The sequence below is a fragment of the Patescibacteria group bacterium genome (assembly GCA_035288465.1).
GTDB lineage: Bacteria > Patescibacteriota > UBA1384 > DATEAH01 > DATEAH01 > DATEAH01.
In genome coordinates, this window is the sequence record DATEAH010000007.1 from 47,336 (window position 1) to 72,645 (window position 25,310).

At 38.0% G+C, this 25,310-nt stretch carries 25 protein-coding genes, 3 tRNA genes and 1 other RNA gene; 9 read left to right on the plus strand and 20 right to left on the minus strand.

All coding sequences use genetic code 11. From position 1 onward, the window contains the following. The first annotated feature begins 113 nt into the window (after positions 1–113). The 4 genes from VJJ80_02530 to VJJ80_02545 all read left to right on the plus strand — a co-directional run bounded on the left by VJJ80_02530 (position 114) and on the right by VJJ80_02545 (position 4,630). Complete coding sequence (locus tag VJJ80_02530) at positions 114–1,160, plus strand: lysylphosphatidylglycerol synthase transmembrane domain-containing protein (protein HLC38978.1); 1,047 nt, start codon at positions 114–116, stop codon at positions 1,158–1,160. A 4-nt stretch (positions 1,161–1,164) separates the two neighbouring features. Continuing rightward, the gene (locus tag VJJ80_02535) at positions 1,165–1,974 is read left to right on the plus strand and encodes a C39 family peptidase (protein HLC38979.1); all 810 of its coding nucleotides are present in this window, start codon (positions 1,165–1,167) and stop codon (positions 1,972–1,974) included. Positions 1,975–2,813: 839 nt separating this feature from the next. Next, positions 2,814–4,337 carry a ribonuclease Y gene (gene rny / locus VJJ80_02540; protein HLC38980.1) on the plus strand — a complete coding sequence of 508 codons (1,524 nt, stop codon included), beginning with the start codon at positions 2,814–2,816 and terminating at the stop codon, positions 4,335–4,337. A 17-nt stretch (positions 4,338–4,354) separates the two neighbouring features. Beyond that, positions 4,355–4,630 (plus strand): HU family DNA-binding protein, encoded by a 276-nt coding sequence (locus tag VJJ80_02545; GenBank protein ID HLC38981.1) that lies wholly within the window; start codon positions 4,355–4,357, stop codon positions 4,628–4,630. Here VJJ80_02545 and smpB read toward each other — a convergent pair. The 3 genes from smpB to murI are packed head-to-tail and all read right to left on the minus strand — an operon-like array spanning position 4,623 to position 6,954. Next, positions 4,623–5,081: an SsrA-binding protein SmpB gene (gene smpB, locus VJJ80_02550; protein ID HLC38982.1), complete on the minus strand. Its 459-nt coding sequence runs from the start codon at positions 5,079–5,081 to the stop codon at positions 4,623–4,625. The genes VJJ80_02545 and smpB overlap by 8 nt on opposite strands. Then, a complete protein-coding gene (locus VJJ80_02555; protein ID HLC38983.1) occupies positions 5,074–6,108 on the minus strand; it encodes an AI-2E family transporter in 1,035 nt (344 codons plus the stop codon). Before VJJ80_02555 ends, smpB begins: the two co-directional genes overlap by 8 nt. Before the next feature lie 48 nt (positions 6,109–6,156). Then, a complete protein-coding gene (gene murI, locus VJJ80_02560) occupies positions 6,157–6,954 on the minus strand; it encodes a glutamate racemase (protein HLC38984.1) in 798 nt (265 codons plus the stop codon). Positions 6,955–7,144: 190 nt separating this feature from the next. Between murI and VJJ80_02565 the strand changes: the two genes are divergently transcribed. After that, positions 7,145–7,216: transfer RNA gene (locus tag VJJ80_02565), tRNA-Arg, on the plus strand. Positions 7,217–7,228: 12 nt separating this feature from the next. Beyond that, positions 7,229–7,300: transfer RNA gene (locus VJJ80_02570), tRNA-Pro, on the plus strand. Positions 7,301–7,442: 142 nt separating this feature from the next. Here the strand turns inward: VJJ80_02570 and ssrA are convergent. The 3 genes from ssrA to VJJ80_02585 all read right to left on the minus strand — a co-directional run bounded on the left by ssrA (position 7,443) and on the right by VJJ80_02585 (position 9,274). Beyond that, positions 7,443–7,807: a transfer-messenger RNA gene (gene ssrA / locus VJJ80_02575) on the minus strand. A 282-nt stretch (positions 7,808–8,089) separates the two neighbouring features. Continuing rightward, positions 8,090–8,164: transfer RNA gene (locus VJJ80_02580), tRNA-Val, on the minus strand. A gap of 111 nt (positions 8,165–8,275) precedes the next feature. Beyond that, on the minus strand, positions 8,276–9,274 hold the full coding sequence (locus VJJ80_02585; GenBank protein ID HLC38985.1) for a CvpA family protein: 999 nt from the start codon (positions 9,272–9,274) through the stop codon (positions 8,276–8,278). Positions 9,275–9,380: 106 nt separating this feature from the next. On the opposite strand from VJJ80_02585, the gene thrS reads away from it, so the two are divergent. Further along, positions 9,381–11,102, plus strand: coding sequence for a threonine--tRNA ligase (gene thrS / locus VJJ80_02590; GenBank protein HLC38986.1), 1,722 nt, complete (start codon positions 9,381–9,383; stop codon positions 11,100–11,102). A 16-nt stretch (positions 11,103–11,118) separates the two neighbouring features. On the opposite strand, the gene VJJ80_02595 is transcribed toward thrS, so the two are convergent. Genes VJJ80_02595 through VJJ80_02605 form a run of 3 tightly spaced genes read right to left on the minus strand, consistent with a single transcriptional unit; the run spans position 11,119 to position 13,387 of the window. After that, positions 11,119–12,228, minus strand: a complete 1,110-nt coding sequence (locus VJJ80_02595) for a MiaB/RimO family radical SAM methylthiotransferase (protein ID HLC38987.1) — start codon at positions 12,226–12,228, stop codon at positions 11,119–11,121. 10 nt (positions 12,229–12,238) lie between these two features. After that, on the minus strand, positions 12,239–12,988 hold the full coding sequence (locus tag VJJ80_02600; GenBank protein HLC38988.1) for a 50S ribosomal protein L25: 750 nt from the start codon (positions 12,986–12,988) through the stop codon (positions 12,239–12,241). Positions 12,989–13,036: 48 nt separating this feature from the next. After that, the gene (locus VJJ80_02605; GenBank protein HLC38989.1) at positions 13,037–13,387 is read right to left on the minus strand and encodes a hypothetical protein; all 351 of its coding nucleotides are present in this window, start codon (positions 13,385–13,387) and stop codon (positions 13,037–13,039) included. A gap of 191 nt (positions 13,388–13,578) precedes the next feature. On the opposite strand from VJJ80_02605, the gene VJJ80_02610 reads away from it, so the two are divergent. Together VJJ80_02610 and VJJ80_02615 are read left to right on the plus strand one after the other, a co-directional pair. Beyond that, complete coding sequence (locus tag VJJ80_02610; protein HLC38990.1) at positions 13,579–14,160, plus strand: hypothetical protein; 582 nt, start codon at positions 13,579–13,581, stop codon at positions 14,158–14,160. Between the two features lie 128 nt (positions 14,161–14,288). Continuing rightward, positions 14,289–14,501 (plus strand): hypothetical protein, encoded by a 213-nt coding sequence (locus VJJ80_02615; GenBank protein ID HLC38991.1) that lies wholly within the window; start codon positions 14,289–14,291, stop codon positions 14,499–14,501. Between the two features lie 421 nt (positions 14,502–14,922). On the opposite strand, the gene uvrB is transcribed toward VJJ80_02615, so the two are convergent. The 11 genes from uvrB to amrB form a co-directional block, all read right to left on the minus strand. Then, on the minus strand, positions 14,923–16,905 hold the full coding sequence (gene uvrB / locus VJJ80_02620) for an excinuclease ABC subunit UvrB (protein ID HLC38992.1): 1,983 nt from the start codon (positions 16,903–16,905) through the stop codon (positions 14,923–14,925). A gap of 144 nt (positions 16,906–17,049) precedes the next feature. Next, positions 17,050–17,733, minus strand: a complete 684-nt coding sequence (gene trmD / locus VJJ80_02625; protein ID HLC38993.1) for a tRNA (guanosine(37)-N1)-methyltransferase TrmD — start codon at positions 17,731–17,733, stop codon at positions 17,050–17,052. 104 nt (positions 17,734–17,837) lie between these two features. Further along, positions 17,838–18,134, minus strand: coding sequence for a KH domain-containing protein (locus tag VJJ80_02630; GenBank protein ID HLC38994.1), 297 nt, complete (start codon positions 18,132–18,134; stop codon positions 17,838–17,840). A gap of 100 nt (positions 18,135–18,234) precedes the next feature. Continuing rightward, on the minus strand, positions 18,235–18,786 hold the full coding sequence (rpsP, locus tag VJJ80_02635; GenBank protein HLC38995.1) for a 30S ribosomal protein S16: 552 nt from the start codon (positions 18,784–18,786) through the stop codon (positions 18,235–18,237). A gap of 72 nt (positions 18,787–18,858) precedes the next feature. Further along, a complete protein-coding gene (gene fmt / locus VJJ80_02640; GenBank protein HLC38996.1) occupies positions 18,859–19,818 on the minus strand; it encodes a methionyl-tRNA formyltransferase in 960 nt (319 codons plus the stop codon). 1 nt (position 19,819) lies between these two features. Beyond that, positions 19,820–20,305: a peptide deformylase gene (gene def / locus VJJ80_02645; protein HLC38997.1), complete on the minus strand. Its 486-nt coding sequence runs from the start codon at positions 20,303–20,305 to the stop codon at positions 19,820–19,822. After that, positions 20,302–21,459 carry a glycosyltransferase family 4 protein gene (locus VJJ80_02650; GenBank protein ID HLC38998.1) on the minus strand — a complete coding sequence of 386 codons (1,158 nt, stop codon included), beginning with the start codon at positions 21,457–21,459 and terminating at the stop codon, positions 20,302–20,304. The genes def and VJJ80_02650 overlap by 4 nt, the downstream gene beginning before the upstream one ends. Before the next feature lie 138 nt (positions 21,460–21,597). Then, a complete protein-coding gene (locus VJJ80_02655) occupies positions 21,598–21,894 on the minus strand; it encodes a phosphopantetheine-binding protein (protein HLC38999.1) in 297 nt (98 codons plus the stop codon). A 72-nt stretch (positions 21,895–21,966) separates the two neighbouring features. After that, entirely contained in the window at positions 21,967–23,802 is a 1,836-nt protein-coding gene (gene priA, locus VJJ80_02660; GenBank protein ID HLC39000.1) for a primosomal protein N', read from the minus strand. A 118-nt stretch (positions 23,803–23,920) separates the two neighbouring features. Beyond that, positions 23,921–24,442, minus strand: coding sequence for an AmmeMemoRadiSam system protein A (gene amrA, locus VJJ80_02665; protein ID HLC39001.1), 522 nt, complete (start codon positions 24,440–24,442; stop codon positions 23,921–23,923). Positions 24,443–24,447: 5 nt separating this feature from the next. Beyond that, positions 24,448–25,263 carry an AmmeMemoRadiSam system protein B gene (gene amrB / locus VJJ80_02670; protein ID HLC39002.1) on the minus strand — a complete coding sequence of 272 codons (816 nt, stop codon included), beginning with the start codon at positions 25,261–25,263 and terminating at the stop codon, positions 24,448–24,450. Positions 25,264–25,310: the final 47 nt, after the last annotated feature.

Sequence of the window (25,310 nt, forward strand, 5' to 3'; positions counted from 1 at the left end):
TCAAACCAATTATTTTGAGGGATCTTATTCCGGCCTTCGCTATCTCATTTCGGCGTAGACCTTTTTTAATTGCCAATTTTTCAAAAAACGCATACAATAAAAATGAGGGAAAATTGACAAATTCAGATAAGCAATTATTTAAATTTAGTTACACTCGACTAATTATCATTATTTTAGTCGCCCTTGGCATCTATTTATTAATCCCTAAATTAGTCGGGCTCAAAGAAGGTCTTAGATTAGTCCAGCAGGTAAAGCCGATTTATATTGTCTTGGGCATTTTGGGCGAAGTGGTTAGCTATACTGGTGCAGCGATGCTAATGGGTTTGGTGATTAGAAAACTCAAAACCCGCCTGCCGTTTATTGATTTAATCCGCATGGGCACAATTGGCGCTTTTGCGATTCACTTTTTTCCAATTTCCGGGGCTGGAGAAGCAACCATTAATTATTATTTATTGCGCTCAAAAAGTGTTTCCTCGGGTGACGCACTTTTTGTTTTTATCATTCGTGGGATATTTTTATATATCGCCTTTTTTATAATTTTTGCTTTGGGTTTATTGTTAACACCGTCGCATCCTTTGCTGAGCTTAACGCAAAAAATTATTTTTATAGCTTTATTTATTGTTATTATTATCGTGACGTTTTGGGTGAGATATTTATATCGCAATCGCGATCGTTTTTGGTCAGCAGGCTATAAGTTTTTAGGGATAATTAATTGGTTTAGCCGCAAGCTTTTCAAAAAAAGAGTTTTTACGCCCGAGACTTGTGAGATTTTGGTTTCCGATATTTATAATGGATTTGGGACATTTTTTAGGAATAAACGCAAAGAGTGGTTACCGGCTTTAAGTTGGTCAGCAATCTATTGGCTGGGTGATATGTCTTGTTTATTTTTTAGTTTATTGGCATTTGGCTTTGTGGTTCATCCTGGCGTGCTGATTTCCGCATATGGCATTGCCACACTCTTGGGATTAATTTCGTTTATCCCGGGAGGTTTGGGGGTGGTAGAGGGTGTTTTAAGTTTGGGCTTGATTGGTTTGGGCGTTTCTGCTAATATAGCTTTGTTTGGAGTTTTGCTATTTCGCTTAATGTCTTTTTGGTTAATTATGCCAATTGGCTTTGTTTCTTTTGTGACGATGCAGAGCGAGATCAAAAACCATAAATAAATTTATGCCACAATTTAAATTGAAAAATAGACAAACTCAAGTAATTTTGATGATAATCGTCATTGTCGGGGCGGTTTATTTTTTAGTGGCAAATCGACCTAAAAATGCGGTTTCGCCGGTGCAACAAGAAAATGACGGTTTAACTAATTTGTTGTCGCCGCGAGAAGAAAAAAAATTAGATAGTAAAAATCAGACCAAAACTACTAATACCCAATCTAATACTCAAACTGCGATTAAAGATTCGGTTTTATTGTCAGTGCCTTTTACTTCCCAAGCACCTTTGGTGGTTTGGGATGATTTGCATAATGAAGCTTGCGAAGAGGCGTCGGTAATCATGGTGGCTGAATATTTATCAGGTAATCATAATCGTAAATTAGAAGTGAATTTTGCTGACCAACAAATTATCAAGATGGTTAATTGGGAAATTAATAAATTGGGTTCACATAAAGATTTAACCGCCGAAGAAACCGTCAGATATTTAGCAATTGGTAATTTGGGTTATAAAAATGCTCATGTTCATCGTGATTTTTCGATTGATAATATTAAAAGGGAATTATCAGCTGGCAAACCCGTGGTTATCCCGATGGCGGGCAGGCTTCTCGGAAATCCGAATTTTCGGCAGCCTGGTCCGGTCTATCATATGTTGGTGATTAAGGGTTATAATTCAAAATATTTTATTACCAATGACCCCGGGACGCGTAAGGGCGAAAGTTATAAATATTTGTTCTCCACAATTGAAAAAGCCGCCCATAATTGGGCGGGTACTCCTGATAAAATCGAGTCTGGCGCGAAAGTCTATTTGACTCTAAATTAGATTATATCTTGAGGTGGGAGATTTATTTTGGAAAGATGGGGCTACGAGGCAGGAAGGAAGAGTTGGTTGGTGTTTCCCCAGTTTGGGGGAACTAAGTTGGCACCAGCCTGTCTTTCTTCTTCCTGCCTCGCAGTTTTCTATGTGAACCCAACATTAGGTCCTGAGTTTGAGAAATTCTCAGAACCGGTTGGGGTTGAAGACTGACCAGCAGCGTCCGGGTTTTCTATCCCCGAGTCTTGGCGTCTCAGGCCTCGCTATTCGACGCTGCCGGTCAGATTCTGAGAGGGTTAGCGGCTGGGATAACCGTGGGGTAGTGTGATTGGACTGCAGACGGGGAACCACCTGAGGCTGTCCCATTTCCAACCCTCTCAAGCTGAAGGGGGAAAGGTGCGCCAAGATTTCCAGACCAGGATTGCAACCGCTATTTGGGTTCCTTATTCCCCACGAAACTGGCGAAGGCATTTGGTTCTACGCCAGGTCTTGCACACCATCCGGAGAACTTCATGCCTTCATGACTGTTGGAGAGAGGAGAGTGATACCCAACTGAAGCTGCGAAAGTGATAACCCTTTCCTCTCTTTTTGGTTCCGTAGTGACGCTCCTTCCTCGCCGTGAGTCTTGAAGCGTCTAAGCTCTTACAGTTCTCCGAACTGTCGCAGCTTAAGAGCTAAGCTATAATATTGTACCAAATCCTAAAAATTTGTCAAGTCAATATCAAAAAATTGGTTTGACAAAAGTGGTTCTTTCTTGTTATAATTTAAGCAGATTATAGTAATTTTTTATTTAAATTTTGATCCCATAAAAATGGGGAATTGAATTGCGAACATGAGAGGAAAATACAATGAACAATTTGATCTTAGGGTTATTGATCGGCCTGCCGATTGCTACTGGCGTGGCCGGATATTTTTTAAGAAAACTAACGGTCCAGAAAATTTTCAAGACTCAAGAAAACAAAGCTTCTAAAATTATTAACGACGCAAAAAATCAAGAAAAAGAAATTTTGTTAAGCGCCAAAGACGAGGCTCTCAAAATTAAAGAAGAGGCAAAAAAAGAAGCTGACACGAAGCAGAAATACATTTTTGATTTGGAAAGAGCTTTACGTTCCAAAGAAGATTTATTGGAAAGAAAATCCCAAAACTTAGAGGATGATAAGGCTAAATTATCAGAAAAAATTTTAGAAGTGGAAAAATTTAAAGAAGTTTTAAAAAAAGCCAAGGCTGAGCAAATGACCACTTTGGAAAAGATTGCGAAAGTTTCTCAAGATGAAGCAAAAAAAATTTTGTTAGACTTGGTGGAAAAAGAGTATAAAGATGAATTGGTAGAAAAAATCAAAGAAATGGAGCTTTTCACCAAAGACCAAGCCGAAGACAAAGCCAGGGAAATTATTATTACCGCGATTCAAAGATTAGCCTCGGAACAAACCGCAGAAACAACCGTAGCGGCAGTATCAATTCCTTCTGACGAAATGAAAGGCCGCATTATTGGTCGCGAAGGCCGCAATGTCCAGACTTTTGAAAAATTAGCCGGCGTCGACGTCATCATCGATGACACTCCGGAAGTAGTGGTGATATCATGTTTTGATCCGGTGAGACGGCAAATTGCTCGCATGGCTTTGGAAAAATTAATTGCCGATGGCCGAATTCACCCGACTCGTATTGAAGAAATGATTGAAAAAGCCAAAGTGGAAATTTCTCAGCAAATCAAAGAAGCCGGTGAGCAAGCAGTTTATGATGTTGGCGTGGCTGGTTTGCATCCGGATTTAGTTAAAATTTTAGGCAGATTAAAATTCCGCACCTCATACGGCCAAAATGTGTTGATGCATTCGATGGAAACCGCAAATTTAGCGGCCATGATTGCTTCTGAACTTGGTGCAGATGTGAATATGGCAAAAAAAGCGGGCTTATTGCATGATATTGGTAAAGCCGTTGACCACCAAATTGAAGGTTCGCATGCGGTAATTGGGGCTGATATATTGAAAAAATATGGTATCAATCCTGATATTGAAAAAGCAGTTCGAGGCCATCACGAAGACATTGAGCCAACTTTAATGGCAATTATTATTCAAGCCGCAGATGCGATTTCCGGTTCCAGGCCAGGGGCGCGTAAGGAATCTTTGGACTCTTATATTAAAAGATTGGGTGATTTGGAAAATGTCGCCAATGATTTTGAGGGAGTTGATAAATCTTATGCAATTCAGGCTGGTCGTGAGATTCGTGTGATTGTGAAACCTGAAGATATTGATGATTTAGCCTCGGCCAAATTGGCGAAAAATATCGCTCGAAAAATTGAAAAAGAATTAAAATATCCAGGCCAAATTAAAGTAAATGTGATTAGAGAAACGAGAGCGGTTGATTTTGCAAAATAAATTATAAAAGAGGGAAAATGAATAAAAAAGAACTGGTGTCAGAAATTGCCAAAGCCTCGAATCTGAATCGTGGCGAGGTTTTGAAATTATTAAATGAATTTTCTCATACCTTAGCGCAGACTTTGGCAAAAGGGGAGAAGGTGAGTCTTTCCGGTTTCGGAACTTTTTCTCTATCTAAAAGACAAGCTCGAGTTGGGACGAATCCGAGAAATCCCAAGGAAAAAATCCAAATTCCGCCTTCGGTGACAGCTCATTTTAAACCATCGCAAACCCTAAAATCGAAAATTAGTTAAAGTCGCGGAGTTCTCTTCGGGCGTTTTTAGCGAGATCTCTTTCTTTAAGAATTTGTTTTTTATGATAAGTTTTTAAGCCTCTGGCGAGACCGAGTTCGAGTTTAATACGATTCTTTTTCGAATATAATTTTAAGGGCACTAAAGTGAGCCCTTTTTGTAATTTGCCCGCAATTTGTACAATCTCAGCTTTATTTAACAATAATTTTCGAGATCTTTTAGGATCAAAACTGATTTTAGAATATTTATATGGCGAAACGTGTGTCCCAATTAACCAAATTTCACCGCCTAAAATTTGGGCAAAGGCATCACCCAAATTAACCTGATGATTTTTAATCGATTTGGTTTCAGCGCCATTTAAAATTAACCCAGCTTCAATGGTTTCTAAAACCTGATATTTTAGCCGGGCTTTTTTATTAATCGCAAAAACGCCTGATTTAAATTTTTTATTCATCGCTTTTTTTAACTAAATTTTGCCACTCTGAAATAAGAACATACATTCCAGCCATGATTGGTACGGCCAAAATTACTCCTAAAATGCCAGCTAAGACGCCACCGATTAAAAGTGCCACAATAATAATAACTGGTGACAAACCGACTGCTTTTTGCATGATTTTAGGTACCAAAATATGTCCTTCGAGTTGTTGGACAATCACGAAGATGATTAAAACTATCAAGGCTAGCCAGGGTGAAACAAAATAAGCGACAATTAAGGCAGGAATGGCGCCCAAAACTGGTCCCAAATATGGAATTATTTCCGTTAATCCAGCCCAGACCGCCAGGGCTAAAGCATACGGAACTCCCAGAATAAACAAGGCGATAAAATCAATTACCGCAATAATAATGCATAAAATAATTTGGCCTCTCATCCAAGCGCCCCATTTTTCTCGAACTTTATGAAGAATTGTGAAAATTGCAGTTTTTTGGTGGATCGGTAAAAATGGTTCAACGATATTTTTCAAACCATTCTTTTCAATCAAAAGGTAAAAAACTAAGACTAAAATTGTCACGATTGCACCAATTGCCGTAAAAAAGCCGCGTGCCGTGGAAAAGATATTTATTGAGAATTTTGCCAATTGGTCAGAAGCAGTTGAGAGGGGTTTTTGCAAAATTGTTATAATTGAAGATTGCTGTGAGAAAAAGTTTTGTAAAAAATGATAAGAAGAAGAAACCTGGCTAATAATATTTGGGGCATTATCGATTAAATCTTGAATCTGCAAGACTAAGGGCGGAATGATTAAATATGAAATTCCAGCTAAGATCGCCAGACCGATAATATAAATAATTATTGCCGAAAGAATCCGGGGAATTTTTTTGGCTTCAAACCAGTCTACGGTTGGATTTAAAGCGGCAAAAATGATCAGCACGACAGCTAATAGAATAATAATTCCAGATATACGCCAAGCCAACCAAATCAAAAAGATAATAAATAAAATTTTTAACAAAGTACTGGTTGAAATTTCGATCGTTTTTTTCTCCATGACACTCCTTCGTTATCCTTACTTTGATTTTATCTTACTACTTTTTATTTAATTGGTAAAGACGATTTTTTGAAATTTAATTCGATTTCGGGATAAAAAGTGTTTCGCCATTTTTTCGATACCTAGGCTAAGGTCGGAAACAAAAAAGGTGTGTTTTGGTCTCGAATTATTTTTAATTTTATTTTTGGATAAATATTGTTGAAGTTTTGAGCTAACAGTTTGAGCAGAATCGATTATATTGGCTTGATGCTTGATAATTTTTTTAATTTGATTTTTGAGTTTTGGAAAATGAGTACAGCCTAAAATTAAAGTATCAATCTTTTTTTGGCTCAAAGGTTTTAAATATTTTTTGAGAATTAGGTTTGTTTCGGGTTGTTTTTCCCAGCCTTCTTCAATTAAAGGAACGAGTAAAGGGCAAGCTTGGCTGTAGACCTTGATTTTTAATTCAGATTTGGATTTTTGAAGAATCGCTTTTTCGTAGGCAGAACTTTGTATGGTGGCGCGGGTGGCGATGACACCAATTTGCTGATTTTTAGTGTTAGCCAGGGCTTTTTGAACTGCAGGAGAGATAACATCAAAAAAAGTTATTTTTGGAAATTTTTTATATAGAGTTGACATGGCATATGCCGAAGCAGTATTGCAGGCAATGATGATAATTTTTGCCCCTTGTTGTTTTAAAAAATTAACCCCCTCAAGAGCGTGTTTAATAACAGTTTCTGGAGATTTATTTCCATATGGAAGATGGGCTAAATCGCCAAAATAAACGGTTGATTCATTTGGGCTCTTTTTTAAAATTTCTTTTAAAACAATTAAACCGCCCAAACCCGAATCAAAAACACCAATCATTTTATCCTCTGATAAATTAAATTTTCAATACCCCAATTTTATCCCAATAAGATTGAAAATTCCAGCCTAAAAGAGTAAAATAGGATTAGAATTGCCCTCTAAGCTTCTGGCCCCGCAAAGGCGGGGCCCGAGTCCTTGACTCCGACCAAATCGGAGTCGGGCAATTAGATACCTGCCCGCCGATACCTATGCCCCCGTAGTTCAACGGATAGAACAAGGGACTCCTAAGCCCTAAATAGAAGTTCGACTCTTCTCGGGGGCGCAATATTTTTTTCGGAGCGTGGCCTAGCGGTAAGGCGCAGCCTTCGGGAGGCTGAGATCGTGAGTTCGAATCTCACCGCTCCGATTATTATTCAGCGCGTCCCGCCAACGGCGGGGAGGCCGTCCCGCCAGGGCGGGACCAGCCCGATATTAAAAAAACCTCCTTTTTTGAGAGATTTTTTTAATTATAAAAATTTCTGGTCCCGCATAATCAAAGCACACGGGATAAATGGAGGTGCCGGAAGTTGCATCCGGGTCCAAAAGTTTTAAAAAATATCTTCTACAAGTTTATTCCAGATAAGTACTTAGGTAATCAGCTTAAATCTGGACTAAAAACTGAAAACCGCAATCTTTTATTAGCTTAGGTTCGGTAAAAAAGATGATTACCAAACTGCATCCGAAATTATGACACCAGATTTGCAACTTTCGGAAAGCTGCAAGAGGCGCCCCGTCAAAGGCGGGGATGACAATAGCGGTTAGGCTACTGCCATTTGTAAAGCAGGTTTGTTGCTTGTTTTTTTCTAGTTTTGATTGGGCTAGAAACCAAACTTGCGACATTTTTCGCAGTCTTTTGTCGAGGCTTGTCACCCCCTTATGGCGTTGGTAGACTGATACGCTACCGACCTCAGACCATTTTCTTTTTCGGAAAGAAAAAGTCTGACAAAAAGAAAACTTATTCGAAATTCCTATCGTGGCAGAATCATGGAAAGGTTGTTTAACTTTCATGGTCTGATTTACTGTCATTTTTCTGATCTTAAATCCGAATTTTTAAAGTTCTATCTTAATTTTACCACAAATTTTAATTTTGTCAAGACTGGTGGGCGGTATCCCAATGGTCATCGGGATGACCTTCTGCACATTCATTTGATATAAATGGTGCGCGCGGTAGGACTTGGACCTACGACCTTCTCTACGTCAAAGAGACGCTCTACCCCTGAGCTACGCGCGCATATTCAAATTCGAACTATAGGTATCTTAATTTTAGCCTAAAACCACCAAAATTTCAAGCTCTTTTTCGTATTTTTGTATCCGTCAACTGGCGGATTTTGTATTTCGTAGACTAATCAGTAAATTCTTGGGTGAACATCTCTCCCCAATTATCAGCTGAAATTATCCCGATGCCAATTTTATGAAAATTAGGAGATAAAATATTAGCGCGATGTCCAGGACTATTCATCAGCCCATTATGCGCAACCTCAACATCCGGGGCATAAGCTAAATTTTCGCCCGCAGTTTTAAAATTAATTTTTGCGGCCAATAAACGATCGGTCGGAGTGCCAGTGACAGGCGAATTGTGATCAAAATATGATAATTTAAACATTTCTAAAGAATGTTTGCGGGCAATCGCGGATAGGGCGGGATCGGCAATAAGAGAGCCTAGACCTTGTTTGCTTCTTTCTGCGTTAATTAGTTCAAGCATCCTTTTTTCGGCGTTATAGTTGATAGTCAGCTCAAGATTGCCGGGAAAAGAAATGGTCTGATTTTCTCCTGGGAAAATGGCGCCTAATAAATTATCGATTTTAGCTCGAGTTTCCTTTTCGGCCGGAGCTAATAAATTTTCAATTTTCTGATCAAAAAAGGAGAACTTGTTTAGGAGAAATGGGGTGAATTTTGAGTCAGACATAGTTGATTTTAATGCCGGACTCAAAGGTAAAATGACCAAATTAATAATGATAATATTAATGGCGATAAAACCATTAATGAGACCGGGAATCATGCCTAAAAGCCTATTTATAATTTTAAAGGCTCGATTTTGATTCCATCTTTCAACTAGGGGCTTGAGAGTTCTTCTGAGAATTATTCCCGAAATAATGGTCCAAATAATTTCCACGCCCACAAAAATTACCAAAAAACCAATTAAATTGGCTAAACCAATGCTAAACTTAAAACTTTCGGCTAAAGTTTGACCGAGATAAGGGTATAAAAATAAGCTTGCCACCACCGAAATAGCAAAGCCAATAAGTGTGAATAATTCGTCAAAAAAGCCTCGCCAAAAGCCAATGAGGACGGAAATTGCTAAAATTGCAATAATGGCAATATCAATAATATTCATATCCATAATTACATTATACCAAAAAATAAAAATATTTTTTAAAGCTTGAATTTTAAGCTAAATGGTTTAAAATTGAAGTAAATTAATAATTTGATTTAGAAATGGGGTAAAAATGTCAGATAAAAAACAAGCCACCAAATTAGAAACAATGCGCCATTCCTGCAGTCATGTTTTGGCTGAGGCGGTTTTAGAAATTTTTCCTGAAGCAAAATTAGGCATTGGTCCAGCCACGGCTGATGGTTTTTATTATGATTTTCAACTGCCGGTGCCGTTATCTGAAAAAGATTTGCCAAAAATTGAAGACCGAATGAAAGCAATTATTAAAAATAACAAAGCTTTTGAAAAAAGCATAATTTCTCGTGAAGAAGCTCAAAAACTTTTCAAAAAATTAGAGCAACCCTTAAAATTAGAATTAATCGCTGAATTGCCAAAAGATGATAAAATAACCATTTATAGGACTGGTAATTTTATTGATTTATGCCGTGGGCCACACTTGGCGTCGACTGGTAAAATTGGACCTTTAAAATTAACTTCAATCGCCGGGGCATATTGGCGCGGTTCAGAACAAAATCAACAATTACAGCGGATTTACGGAACATGTTTTAATGATAACAGCGAGCTTTCAGAATATTTAGAAAAACTTGAAGAAGCGGAAAAGCGTGATCATCGCAAATTAGGCAAAGCCTTAGATTTATATTCGGTCTCAGATGATATTGGGCCTGGTTTGATTTTATGGCATCCAAAAGGATCGGTGATTAGAAAAATTATTGAAGATTTTTGGCGTGAAGAACATTTAAAGCGGGACTACCAATTGGTTTTCTCGCCTCATATTGCTCGAGAATTGATTTGGAAAAAATCCGGACACTTGGATTTTTACTCAGAAAATATGTTTTCTTCGTTTGGTATTGAAGGCGATCATTATTTGATTAAACCGATGAATTGCCCTTTTCACATTGCGATTTATAAAACCCATTTACACTCTTATAAAGATTTGCCAATTCGCTATGCTGAACTTGGCATGGTTTACCGATATGAAAAATCTGGAGTTTTGCATGGTTTAACTCGGGTGCGAGGTTTTACCCAGGATGATGCGCACATCTTTTGTACTCAAGGCCAAATGGAAGATGAGTTAGTAAAAACCGTAAAATTAGCGCAATTTATGTTAAAGAAATTTGGTTTTAAAAATTATAAAGTCTATCTGGCGACTCGACCTGAGGATTTTGTGGGCAAAATTGAAATTTGGGATAAAGCGGAAAAAGCCTTAGATTCAGCTTTAAAAAAAGCCGGCGTAGAATTTCAAATAGATGACGGCGAAGGCGTTTTTTATGGTCCCAAAATTGATATTAAATTAGAAGATTCTTTGGGCCGGTTATGGCAAGGTCCCACAATTCAGATTGATTTTAACGAACCAAAGAAATTTAAGGTTAATTACACTGGTGATGACGGTCAAGAACATCAAGCGATTATGATTCATCGCACCGTCTTAGGTTCAATGGAAAGATTTTTTGGTTGTTTAGTTGAGCATTATGCAGGGGCATTTCCATGGTGGTTGGCGCCAGTTCAAGTAAAGGTGGTGCAAATTACTGATCGAAATCAAAAATATGCTAAAAAGATTGTTGAAGAATTGAGCAGGCGAAAATTAAGGGTTGAATTAGATGATCGAAATGAATCGGTAGGTAAAAAAATCCGCGACGCGGAATTAGAAAAAGTGCCTTATATTTTAGTAGTTGGCGATAAAGAAGAAAAAGCAGAATCTGTTTCAGTGCGAAAGCGGGGGAGTAAAGAGCTGAAAAGCTTAAAAATTGATAAATTTATACTTCAAGTCACCGAATAAATATAAATATTAAATTCTATTTATTAATTAATGTGTTTAAAATCTGCCAGCGACGTTTCTTCTCGAGGCGTGAAACGTCATCTTTGAGACGAGCCGCGGCAGTGTCAGGTCTGGGTGAATATTGGGAGATGTAAGCCTTGTCAAATTGAGCTTTTCGACAAAGCAAGGGTGTGTTTTGAAAAGCTTTTTTTGTTTCGCCAGGAAATCCGACAATAATATCGGTGGAGAGTTTCAGACCCGAGATTTGAGACCTGAGATTTGAGACTAAGTCTAAATATTGTTTTGAAGTATAAGGTCGGTTCATGCGCTTTAAAATCTGATCATCGCCAGATTGGACTGGAAGGTGGATTTGTTTAGATATTTTAGGCTCGGTGGCAATTAGTTTGATTAATTCAGCCGGAAAATCCCAGGGATTCGGGCTCATAAAAAGAAGCTGAAAATTACCCGGGATCTTGATTAATTTTTTCAATAATTCCACAAATGGAGTTTTTGTATTTAATAATTTTGAATTTTTTCTTGTCATTTTGATTTTTGATTTTTGATTTTTTAATTTATAACGATTCACATTTTGCCCAAGGAGCATTATTTTTTTCGCGCCATTTTTGACCGCTTTTTTGACTTCGGCAATAATTTCTTGCTCCGAGCGAGATTTTTCGCGACCTCGGGTAAAGGGGACAGCACAATAAGAACAGAAGTTGTTACATCCATATATAATAGGAATATAAACTTCATCCTTTTTAGAATATTGAGGGGTGATTTTGGAATAATTTTTCGGACAAAGCCAGCTTTTTTCCAAGTGGGTGATTTCTTGAATTTTTTTTGCTAGCTTATTAAGATCATTAATTTTAAAAATCCAGTCAACTCTAGGGGTAAGTTTTTTAATATCTGCCGGTAGAATGCAGCCGGTAAGGAAAATGAGCGGTTTTGATTTTTTTTGCCAGACTTTAATGCGGCCAAAGATTCGATCAACCGCGGCTTGGCGGACCGAGCAAGCATTGATAATTACCAAATCAGTCCCGCCAGCTGGCGGGACTGATTTTAGTCCGCTCTTTTCGCAAACTGTTTTTAGACGCTCGGAATCAGAAATGTTCATTTGACAACCGAGCGTTACAATAAAATATTTCATAAATTAAAAATTATCGAGGATTGTTATTTTCAGGATTTTCCGGCGCCGGAGTTGGAGTAGCGGGTGTGGCCGTTTTTTCACCCTGTGCTTCTTCGGTACCAGCGGCAACTTCTGTTTCTTCGCCTTTTTCAGCTTCCGCTTCAACTTCGACTTCTTCAACCTTTTCTTCAACTTTTTCTTCCAATTCAGCTAATTCTTCTTCCGAACGAGGCGGCATCACCATTGCCACCACTTCATCCGGATTATCTAAAATTGTGATAGTTTCCGGGACTTTCAAATCAGAAACTAAAATACGGTCTTCGAAAGTTTTAAGGCTAGAAATATCAATTTTAATTTCGTGAATTAAATCTTGAGGGAATGTTTCAGTTTCCACCGTCGCTTTTTGCAGGATTAAACTGCCTTCCAAGTCTTTCACTGCCGCAGATTCGCCTTCAGCTGAAATTGGAACATCGGTTTTAATTTTTTCGGTCATTTTCACTTGATATAAATCAGTGTGAATTGCGTCACCTGAAATTGGGTCAATTTGGACTTCTTGGATTAAAACTTTTTTCGGATTTTCATTTTCAATTTTTAAATCAACCAAAGTGGTTTGGCCAGCTTCCTCAAAGACTTTTTCAAAATCTTTATGAGGAATCTGCAAACTTATATTCTTGGTTTTATGGCCATATAAAATAGCCGGAATAAAGCCTGATTTTCTCAAAGCCTGATTTTTTTTGCCGAAAGTGTTTCGGATTTGCGCGTTTAGTTTTGTCATTTCCATTTTAAATCCTAAATAGGGATAGGTTTATTTAATGTTGTGAAAAATTATTTAAAAGAGATCTGAAATTTTGCCGCGATAACGAGTTAAAAATTGATGCATTTGGATGATTTCATCGCTCGAAATTGGGACGCGATTTTGAGATTTTTTAGTTTTAGTAATATCTTGGCCAATTTTGTTTTGGGTATGGGTAGTTTTGGGCAAATTTGGAAGATTACCCTTAATGGCGATGTTCGCATAAACCGGAGTTTTACAATTAGCACAATTCAACTGCAATTGGTAATTTGAGCCAGCTTGGCCCTTAAGGAAAATATTTTCCAGATGAAAAATCTGGTTACATTTTGGACAACGCATCACAATTTGCAAATTTTTAATTAACTCACGGATTTGTTCAGAATTCATATGCCTCCTTTATCTCGAGCTTGCTGAGAAATTTACCCCGACTTATCCCGAACTTAGTTGAGGGAGTATGCTCGAGGGGTTTGTCCGGTAAAATTACTAGATTTTACATTTATATTCTATCTTTAAAAATTAAAATTGTCAAGATAAAATTGGTAATATTTTGTAGGCTAGCTTGATTTTGACTTAGTTTTGTGGTATTTTTTAGTTTTAGAACCTTTATAATTTATCCTGAAGCGGAAAGGGTGATCGGCATGGTCGGCGCGGCAAAAGCCATCTTCATTACGTACAATTCGGTTGGTATTGGTCGTGAAATGTTGGGCAATGGCTGGCACGGCAAAGATGGCGAACATCAAATTTTTATTGCGAGTACGGAAAGCATCCGAACAAAATCAATTACAAGCGGTAAGGCAATTCGAGAAAAGGACATTGATGGAATACTCGTCCCCCTTGCTGATATTCTTCATCTTATGGATGAAAAAATGATTTTTGTGATTTATCTTGGCGGGGAAGGACATGAACATATCTTTTCATATCTTTACCAGATCCCTGCAGAAAGAATAGTTTTCGTGATGTGCGAATGTGATAGACAAGGAAAGATGCATCAACTAAGAGAACACCGTTTGCTTGGAGCTCGAAGGATTGACAGCGAATGTGGTGGAGAGCTGACAATGAAAAAATTAGCTGATCACTTTCTGACTACTGGTCAAATTCCAGAGACAGAAGAAGAATGGGTTGGAGATCCAAATTCGGCAATCGTCTGGCGACGAAAATGAAAAAACAATAAATTAAACTTGACAAATCGTGATAAGTTTGGTATAATAAGGACATTCCAGCCTTGATTGTTTTGATTCTGCTCACCTCAGGCTTTGTGCCTGATAATCTCTGTTTAGGGGGGAACGTTATGTCGTTGAAGTTCTGGGCCATCGTGGCTGCGATCATCTCCTTCGGGCTATATGCCTGCGGGAAGGTCGAAGCCGGAAATGACGTGGCGTCCACCGGTTGGTGGATAGCCTCGACCATCGGTATGGCGATCGCGTTTTTCCTGGCGATTGCCTGCATGTGGCAGCCGTTCGAGGACATCCCTGACACCGCCGACGACTTTGAGTCGTACTGACGATTAGGTTTCGCCCCCAGTTTCACCCCGGTTGCGTTTCAGCACCACAAACCCCAGGAGGAGTCGATCAGATGGGCAAGAAGCAAACGTCTAAAGGACTCTGTTCCGCGATTGTCGGCTCTGCACCGTGCCAGCGAGCTTTCAAGAGCCACACCTGCCCGGCACACCCGAGCCGCAAGAATGACAAGACCTGCCTGGGGATCGCGAAGTTCGCGAAGGGTAGCGGACACCGCAAAAAGCGGTGACTACCGCGCCACACCAACCCGACAGCATTCGTTGTTTACCGGCGAGCAAGAGTGGAAAGGGCTTCACCCCTTTCGCAACCCCCACTCCTTGCCCGCCGGTTTCTTTTTATCGCCTCGATGGCGATAATCCCGCACTCCTAGCGTTATAATCGGAAAATCTGCGGGATAAAGAGAACTTATTCAAATAGCTTTTTAATCCGCACCTTAGAACCCTGGGCGGCTTTTTTTAATTCAATAATTTCATCGCGGATTTCGGCGGCTTTTTCAAATTGTAAATTTTTTGAAGCCAATTCCATCTGATTCTGTAAATTGACAATCAATCGTTTTAGCTCATCTTTGGGAATTTTATCTAAATTTATCACTTCTTCTTTTGGAGCAATAAATTCTTCACCAATTTCTTTTTGGATTGATTGAGGTTTTATACCGTGTCTGAGGTTATGTGCAAGTTGAATTTTACGACGACGGCCAGTTTCTGCGATCGCTTCGCGCATAGATTTGGTGGTTTTATCCGCATACATTATCACTTGACCCATCTGATGACGGGCAGCACGCCCCATCACCTGAATGAGCGACCAACGGCTGCGCAAAAAACCTTCCTTGCCTGCATCTAAAATCGCCACCAATGAAACCTCAGGCAGATCCAAACCTTCGCGCAACAAATTAATACCCACCAAAACATCATAAACTCCAAGCCTGAGATCGCGCAAAATTTGCGGTCGCTCCAAGGTATCGATTTCATGGTGCAAATAAGCGGTTTTAATGCCTTTTTCAACTAAAAATTCAGTCAGTTCTTCGGCCAATCTTTTAGTTAAAGTAGTGATCAAAACGCGTTGTTTTGAGGCAATTCTTTTTTTTACCTCAACAATCAAATCACTAATTTGTCCTTGAGTGGGTCGAATTTCAATTTCCGGGTCGATTAAACCGGTAGGTCTAATAATTTGTTCCACGACCTGGTTTGATTTTTCTAATTCAAACGGACCTGGTGTGGCAGTGGTAAAAATTGTGGTGCCGAGCCTTTTTTCAAATTCCTCAAAGTTCAAAGGCCGGTTATCCATAGCCGAAGGCAAACGAAAACCAAAATCAACCAAGGTTTGTTTTCGAGCTTTGTCTTGATTATACATACCACGAATTTGCGGCACGGTCATATGTGATTCATCAATAATTAATAAAAAATCTTTAGGAAAGAAATCCAAAAGCGTAAAAGGTGGTTTACCCGCTTGGCGTCGGTCAAAATAACGGGAATAATTTTCAATCCCCGAGCAAAAACCAGTTTCTTGAATCATTTCCAGGTCAAAATTAGTTCGAGATTCAAGACGGTGCGCTTCGAGAATTTTGTCTTGATTTTTTAACAGCGAAACTTGTTTTTTGAGATCTTGGCGAATTTGGGCGGTGGCTAATTTGGTGACACTTTCGTCTGTGATGTAATGGGTAGCCGGAAAAAGATCAATATTATTGAGAGTTGAAATGACCTCGCCAGAAATAGGCGAAAGGGTGAGAATTTTTTCAAGCCGGTTACCAAAAAATTCCAAACGGATGACTTCTTCACCATAGGCTGGTAAAATTTCCAAAACATCACCTCTGGGTCGGAAACTGCCTCGTACCATCTCAAAATCATTTCTTCTATATTGGATGGCCACTAATTTTTTAAAGAGTTCAGTCATGGTTTGATTTTGATTTTTCGCTAAGCTAATTTTGGTTTGGTCGTACAAAACTGGTGAACCTAAACCAAAAATACAAGAAACCGAAGCGACAATAATGACATCTTTCCGAGTTGCCAAGGCTTGGGTAGCAGCATGGCGGAGTCGGTCAATTTCGTCGTTGATGTTGGTTTCTTTTTCAATATATGTGTCAGTACGCGGTAAATACGCTTCAGGCTGGTAATAATCATAATATGAAACAAAATAATTGACTGAGTTTTCCGGGAAAAATTGTCGAAATTCTGAGGTCAGTTGGGCGGCTAAGGTTTTGTTATGGGAAATAATTAAGGTAGGTTTTTGATATTTGGCGATCAAATTAGCCATGGCAAAGGTTTTACCAGAACCGGTCACGCCCAAAAGAGTTTGAAATTTATAATTCTTTTTCAGGCCAGAATTTAGTTTTTCAATCGCTGTAGGTTGATCACCGGTAGGATTAAATGTAGAAACTAATTTGAAATTCATATTCCCTTTTTAGTTTTAAGGCTGACTTGCCCCGCATATATGACACCGTGAGGCGAGAATGGAATTCTCGCGAACTGCGAATATTGTGCGGGGTCGACGGTCGGTAAAAATTTAGAATTTAATTTAAAGCGCATAAAATTCTCATTAATTATTTTTTAAGAGATCTGGCCGATTTTTTTTAGTTTTTGAAAGCGACATTTTTTGACGCCATTTTTGAATTTGAGCGTGGTTTCCAGAAAGCAATATTTTTGGCACCGCCATTTTTTGGTAGATTTCTGGTCGGGTGTATTGAGGATATTCGAGAAGTGAATTTGAGAAAGATTCTTCTTTAAGCGATTCTTCTTTGCCGACCACGCCTGGAATTAAGCGTACTACCGCATCGCAAACAACCTGACTAGCTAATTCTCCGCCAGTGAGGACAAAATCACCAACCGAAATTTCCATATCCACTAGTTTTCTGATTCTTTCGTCAAAGCCTTCAAAATGGCCACAAATTAAAATTAAATGATCAAATTTAGATAATCTTTGCGCCATTTTTTGATGAAAGGTTTTCCCTTGCGGTGTCAATAAAATTACCTTTAGCTTTTTACTTTTTACTTTTGATTTTAAGTTTTTCAGGGCTCGATCAACAATATCCACGCGCATCACCATACCAGGGCCGCCACCGTATGGGCGATCGTCAACGGTGCGATGTTTGTCTTTGGTGTATTTTCTTAAATCAATCACGTTGATTTTAACAATTTTATTTTTTTGAGCTCTCAAAATCAGGCTTTGGTCTAAAAAGCCTAAATAAGCCCCAGGGAATAAAGTTAAAATATCAATAATCATTTTTTCCTATAAAAAAGATCGTAACCTAAAGTCTGTGGTCACGACCTTTTTAATAGCTCCGATTAAGTTCGAAGCTTTTCCCAAATGGGATAGCGTCATCTGTATTATGCTTGAGGTTCTTCTTCTTTTTTCGCCTCAGTTGAACGTTGTCCGCCAGCAGGTTCAATAATCTTCAAGTTGATTCTGGCGTTATTCTTGGCTCCAAGAACTCTCAAAAGGGTTCGCAAAGCTTTTGCGGTTTGCCCTTCTTTCCCGATGACTTGACCCATGTCTTCTGGGTTAACAGTCAATTCGATTAAAACACCCATTTCATCGACTGTTCTTTTAACGGTAACATCATCAGGATGGCTGACGAGAGCTTGAACGACGTATTCAACAAACTCTTGATCTTTTTCTGCCATTTTTACTCCAAGTTTGATTTTCTTATATCGGTACGTTCGACCATTTCCCTCTGATTACATATTAATGATAACAAAAATATTTAGCTTCGTCAAGTGTTTTTTAGGATTTTGGCTGGTCTGCCGGCTGTTTGGTTTCGGGCTTTTTTTCTTGGGGATTTTCAGCGGTATCAGCTGGTGATTTTTCGGGTTTATTTTCGGCTAGCGTAGATTCAGGCGTGGTTTCTTCGGCAGGGGTTTCTTCAGTTTTGGCTTCTTCTTCCTTTAATTCTTCCTCGGCTTGCTCTAAAAGTCCGCCACCTTCAGTTTCGGCTTTTTGCTGTTGAGGCGTTTCAATCACAGCTGGTTTTTCGGGCTTTTCTTCTTTTTTCTTTTTCTTCTTTTTGGTGACGGTTTTTTTAATAAGTTTAGATTTTTTGAAAAAGCCAATTTTAACTAATAAATTATTGACTGTGTCAGAAGTCAGGGCGCCATTTTTTAACCAATATTCAAGCCGGTCTTTTTTAATTTCAATTTTTTCCGGATTTGAAATTGGATTATAAGTGCCTAAAATTTCAATAAATTTACCTTTGGGGCTGGTGGTTTTGGGGGTGACGACAATTCGATAAAAGGGTTTTTTCTTTTTGCCATCTCGTTTTAATCTGATTGATAACATGATTTTACTCCTAAATTTAATCCTGATTTCTTGATTATAATCTTAAAATTAGAAAAAGTCAAATGATTATTTTTAATTATTTTTTAGAATGCTGCCGATAAAATCTGGGTAACCATTCATAAATTCAGTGCCGGTTTGGGGTTTTTTGCCTTCGAGTTGAAGTTCTAAAAGTAATAAACTGCCGGTGCCAGCCAAAACCGCTGGTAATTTGAGGTGTTGATCTAAAAATACCGTACCGGCTGAAGCGGGTGGTTCGGGAATGTTGGGAATTGCTTTGGCGTTTTTGATAATCAGTCTTTTTTTATCCCAAAAACTATAACTTTTTGGCCAATTCACGTATGAGCGAATTTCTCGTTCGAGAGTAATGGCAGGTTTGGTAAAATCCAACAAGCCGGCTTCTTTTTTGATCATTTGGCAATAAGTGGCTAGTTTGTGATTTTGGGGAGTAGGTTTAATTTTTCCAGAGAGATACCCGAGCAGAGTTTTGGGCAAAATATTGGCGGAAATAGCAGTTAATTTTTGAGAAAGAGTTAAAAAATTATCATCAGATAGAACTGGGACCTTTTTTTGTGCCAAAATTGGTCCAGTGTCCATTTTTTCGTCAATGAGCATCAGGCTCGTGCCTGTGGTTTTATCGCCTGCCAAAATCGTAGACTGGATAGGCGAAGCGCCACGCCAGCTCGGCAACAAGGAAAAATGAACATTAATAATACCATGCTTAAAAATATCAATAATTTCTTTGGGAATTATTTGGCCATAGGCGGTGACAACCGCTAAATTTGGTTTAAGTTTAATTAATTTTGATTTGATCTGTACAATTTTTTCAGGTTGCAAAATATCAAGACGATGTTTTTGGGCATAGTCTTTAATAGCTGAAGGTATAAATTGATTTCCTCGCCCAGATGTTTTATCTGGTTCACAAATGACTAAAATTATTTCAAAATCCGGAGTTTCTAATAAGCTTTGTAAGATAGGAACGGCAATTTGCGGCGTGCCCATAAAAACAATTTTAGTTTTTGCAGCTCGATTCATTTTAATCCTTTTTTAAATTTTCAAGATCTTTGGGCTCGATTTGGCGCAACGTTTCTGGTTTCACTTTATCGATAAATAAGACGCCATCCAAATGGTCGATCTCGTGTTGTAAGGAGACTGATGCCAGGTTTTCGGCAGTTAATTTCACTTTTCCACCATTTTCATTTTTGCCTTGAACTCGGACTTTTTTAGGCCGTTCAACTTCACCATAAAGTCCGGGGAAGGATAAACAGCCTTCTTCGATAGTGGCTTTTTCAGAAGAAGATTTGCATATCTTGGGATTAATTAAAATTCTGGAATGATCGCCATCTCGAAAAACTATCAAGCGAATCAATTTTCCGACTTGATTGGCAGCTAAACCGGCGCCATCATTTTCTTCCATTAACTTGATCATTTTTTTGCCCAATTTAACAATTTCCGGCGTGATGGCGGAAATTGTTTTAGCTTTTTCTCTTAAAGTTGGGTTTGGGTATTTAATTATTCTCATTTACTTTTCGCAGTTATTAATTCTTGGTATAAAGTGGCTAATTTTTGGGCAGTTTTGGTAGCGCTAAAATCTTGAGCTCTAATGATGGCATTTTTAGACATTTGTTCTCGTAGCTGGTCGTCTTTGAGTAATTTTAAAGTTTTTTGAGCAAATTTATCAACATCACCAGGGGTAGTGAGATAGCCTGATTTTCCGTCTTGGACAATTTCCGAAGGACCAAATTTATTAACTGCCACGCAGGGGATACCACCAGCAAATGCTTCAGCCACCACAATTCCTTGAGTTTCGGTCAGGGACGGCATGACAAAAATATCAGCTTCGGCAAAAATATGGTTAGTTTTTTCGTGTTCCAAATAGCCGGTCATGGTGACATTTTCTTTAAGCCCTAAATTTTCAACTTCGAGTTGATATCTTTTTTCTTCTTCGCCGCCACCCACTATTAACAAATGGCATTTTGGAAATTCTGAGTGAATTTTTTTAAAGGCTTGTAGCAAAAAACTTAAATTTTTTTCAGGAGCGAGGCGGCCAACATTTAGCAAAACTTTCTCATCGGGATTGATTTTGAACTCTTTTTTAAGCTCGTCAGAAGAAAGTTTTTGATAATTTTCGAGGAAAATGCCAGTTGGGACAGGTTCAATCCTGGATTTAACGCCATAAGAGCGGAGCAAGTCTCGAATTTGGGAGGTTGGAGTTATCACCAAATCTGCAGAATTAGCAAAATCGCGTGACAATTTGATTAAAACCTTTTTGGTAATTCCTTTAAAAAATGGCACATAATGAGCGTATTCGGTAAGCAGGGTGTGGTAAGTGTAGACTAAGGGCAGATTTAAATTTCTGGCAACTTTACGGCCGGCTCTGCCCATGCCAAAAAGATGTTGAACATGAATAATGTCAAGATTTAAAGGAGCTAGTTTTTTTGAAAGATGCGAAAAATAGGGGATACCGAGCGGGTAATAATTTTTGCCAGGTAAGGAGATTGAAGGTACGCGAATGATTTTTTCGTCGTCATTGTGGTAATTTTTATCTTTGGTGGCCGGGGCAATTACAAAAACTTCATGACCCATTTTGGTTAATTCTGACCGAAAAGTCTTAATAGAAATAACCACACCATTAATTGTTGGTTCAAAACATTCGCTAAAAATGCCAATTTTCATCATTCCTCAAGCCTAATTATAACCCAAAATTAAAAAAAGGGCAAAAGGATTTGAGGTTGAAGAAGGGTTTTGTGGAAGAGAGGCGTAAAGCGGAAAAATCCTTTTGCCTAAAATGGTTGAAAATTGTTGAGATTGATTTTATTGAGGAGTGTTTTGAAGAATAACCTTATTGGTTATGTCGTGGATAGAGGTCTTGGAAATTTTTTTATCAACATTGTCAATGTTTAAATTCATGTCAAAAGCTTCCTCGAGGCTTAAGGTAAAAGTGACAATATCGAGACTGTCAAAGCCAAGATCTCCATCAAGTGTAGCTGAGGGGGTAATTTTTGTGGCAGGGACATTGAATTCATTAGATAAAATATCTACAATTTGATTTAAAACGTCGCTATATTCCATTTGGGGTTTGATGTCGACAATGTCCTGAGTAGGCGGCATGCTGATTCCCCCAAGTCCAAGCGTTGCCAGCTAACCTGATTTTATATTAAAAATGATTTTTTGTAAAGATAATTATAATAGAGAAACCGGATCAACCTCAATTTTGATATCTTTAGGTAAAACCTCTGGGACTGGCATAATTTTAGTACCTTTGAGGATTATTTGCCAACAGAATTTTTCAGCTTTTTTGAATTTGAAACAAGGTGATGATCCCAAAATTTTAAGCGAAGAATCAGAATTTTGGATTTTTTCCACCAAAGACATGGCCTTTTCTTCTAAGTGTTTTAGATTTGAATCAGTAAGGATTAGTCTGATTAATTTGCCAAATGGCGGGTAGCCGGATTTTTTTCGAGCTAATAATTCTTGATGATAAAAAAGCTGATCTGAGTCGCGCAAAATTGCCTGATAAATTAAATGTTGCGGATAATGTGTCTGGACTAAAAATTCGTTTTTGGCATAAAGTTTCGCAATTTTTAGAAGCTGATAGGTTTTTTCAGCGGATTTAAAATCCGGCAAGTTTAAAGTTAAGTCTGGCTCAACTGCGACCACTAAATTAGCAGGTTGAAATATTTTAGAAAAGATTTGTTGTGTACCAATAATTAAATCGTATGACAGATTTTGTAAATTTATTTTTTCAAAATGATCGCTTTCTAAACGTAAAATTTTGGCTTCAGGTATTATTTTTTGAACTTCAGTGGCAACTTTTTCCGTACCGCCACCCAAAAAGCGTAAATTTGATCCTAAACAATTTGGGCATTGATTAGTAATTTGTTGAAAATATTGGCAGTGATGGCAAATTAAAGCTTGGCTAACTTGACCATATTGGATTCGAAAAGTGAGGACTTTTTGGCATTTGGGGCAGCGAAAAATATGCTGGCAGTCGCGGCATAGTACCACTGAGGCTGAGCCCTTTTTATTAATAAATAAGATTGAAGTTTGGTGATTTCGAAAATTTTCAATTATTTTTTGTTGAACAAGATCTGAGAGTAAGTTAAGGTTTTTATTTAAATATTCCAGATTCATATCAATTAGTTTGGTTTTAGGGGAAAAGGGGAGTTGGGGCTTGAGCCAGCTGATTTTTCGTTTTTTAATTTCCAGAAAATAATCTAAATTTAAACTTGGGGAATAAAAAAATAAATTGGCTTTTTGCAGTTGGCATAATTGTTCAGCCACTCGCCTGGTGTCATATCTGGGAGAGCGGTCTTGTTTATAGGTTTGATTTTCTGCCCCATCAATAATAATTTGGCCCAAATTAGCCAAGGGCGTAAAAACCGCAATTTGTGAGCCGACCACGACTTTTGCCTTTTGCGATAAGATTTTTAAATAATTTTGCCATTTTTCGGAATTTGGAAGCTGTGAATGATATAAAATTGTTTCGTTTTGAAGACGCTTTGGTAAATATTGATAAAATAATTTCGCGTTTTCAACGTCGCCAAATAACACAATTGATTGTTTATTTTTGGTTTGTGTTTTTTCAATTAGTTCTATAAATTTAATTAATTTAGTTTTAAAAATTAAGTCTTTATCAGTCAGCTTTTGGGGCTTTCTGAGGGTGGAAATTTTGGCGCGAGGCTTTAAAACTGGTTTTGGCAATAGGGCAAAAATGACTTGGGAAAGAGGAACGTGGTAGTAATTTGAAATCCAAAGTGATAATTTTTTTAATTGAGTTGGAAATTCAAAATCCGAAACCACAATTTTCACAATGCTTTTAAGTTTTAAATTTTGAATTTTGAAAGATCTTTTTCTTTTTATATCAAAAACCAAACCTAAAATCTTACGATTGCCAAAAGGAATTTTTACCAACGAACCTATTTTAACTTCTGGCAATAATGAGGCTGGAATTTTATATGTGAACAAGGTTTGTTTAAAATCAGTTTTAATATTTGGAACGATTTGGGCATACTGCATAAAAAATCCTTCGGATTTTTTTAAATCCTAAATTCAAATATCGAAATCCTAAACAATATCAAAATTCAAATTTTCAAAATTGGAACTTATTTGAGATTTGTAATTTTGAATTTATAATTTATTCCTCATGTCTTTTGACAGTGAATTTATACAAAAATACGGGTTCACCTTCAATAATACCGGCTTTTTGGCTGGCAATGGCGATTTGTTGATTGGCGGAATCTACCCCGTCTAAATCTGGTAATAATAAACCAGAACGACCATCAGCAGTTTTGACAATCACGCCATATTTTTTAGGATTTAGCTCACGATCGGGATTTTGAACTGGTTTTGGTGAGGATAAGACATCAACTGAAATTTCGATACTTTTTAGTTCAGACAAAGTTACCGGTTCAAATCTGGGGTCGCTGGTGGCCGCAGCCACCGCGTTTTTGATAATTTCTTCGGCTAAATTTGGTTGGGTGGCTAAGAAAGTGCCGATGCAACCTCGCAAATCATCATTTGATAAATGCAAACTGATAAAAGTCCCGGCGCGTTTGGTTAAGTTTTTTGGTAATGATTTTGGGGAATTTAAAAATTTGCCAGTTTTCAAATAATTATAAATTGATTTTCGAGCCAAGTTTGTATAAATATTTTTCATATAATTTATTTAATTTTAAATTCAACAACGGCATAACCGACGCCAAAGGGACATTCGTAGGAGAGTTTTTTAACTTGATATTTTAAATGGCTAATGGCACCCAATAAGATGAGGATTGAGCGATATCCACATTCACCAGCTTCATCTATAAATTCTTCGTCAAAATTTAAAATCTTAGTGACTTCATTTTTTTCAAGCGCTTTAATGAGCTGCTGGTCAAATTTTTTACCGAGGGTTGAATAACCGGCTGGAGATTGGGGTAAAAGCCGGTGGGACAAATCACCAGAGGCGATAATGGCAACCCTTTTGTTTTTGAGCTTTTCTAAAACATCGGCTAAGGCTTCACCAAAAGCAAAATGTGAATTTACATTTAAGTAAGAATAAGCGATTGGGACAACTTTTACATTTGTGAGGTGTTTGCAGATAAAATACAAAGGCACTAAACTGCCGTGGTCTAATTCAAAAGTGTTGTCCGGATTATCATTGGTATATAGCAGGGTTTCAATTCCTTCGGCATCAGCTTTGGCGTTAATTTCTTTGACAAGTTGCAGATCGTTTTCAAATTTGAATTTAATTTCCGGGTGGCCAAATTGAGAAAAATCGCCTTTTAATTTTGGCATGCCACAAATATTCATCCGGTCAGGATAAACTAAACCATGTGGGGAAATTAAAATAATCGTTTCCGGATCGGTTTTATCCAAGTCTTGGCTAAATTTTTCCATGGCGGCAATGGATTTTTGAACTTTTGTTGAGTCTGTTCCGCCAATTTCAGGAACCATAATCGGTGGATGTGGCGTTATCGCTGCGAAAATTATTGACATAATTTTCTCCGCTTAAATTTAAAATTAAAAAGTCAAAAATTAAAATT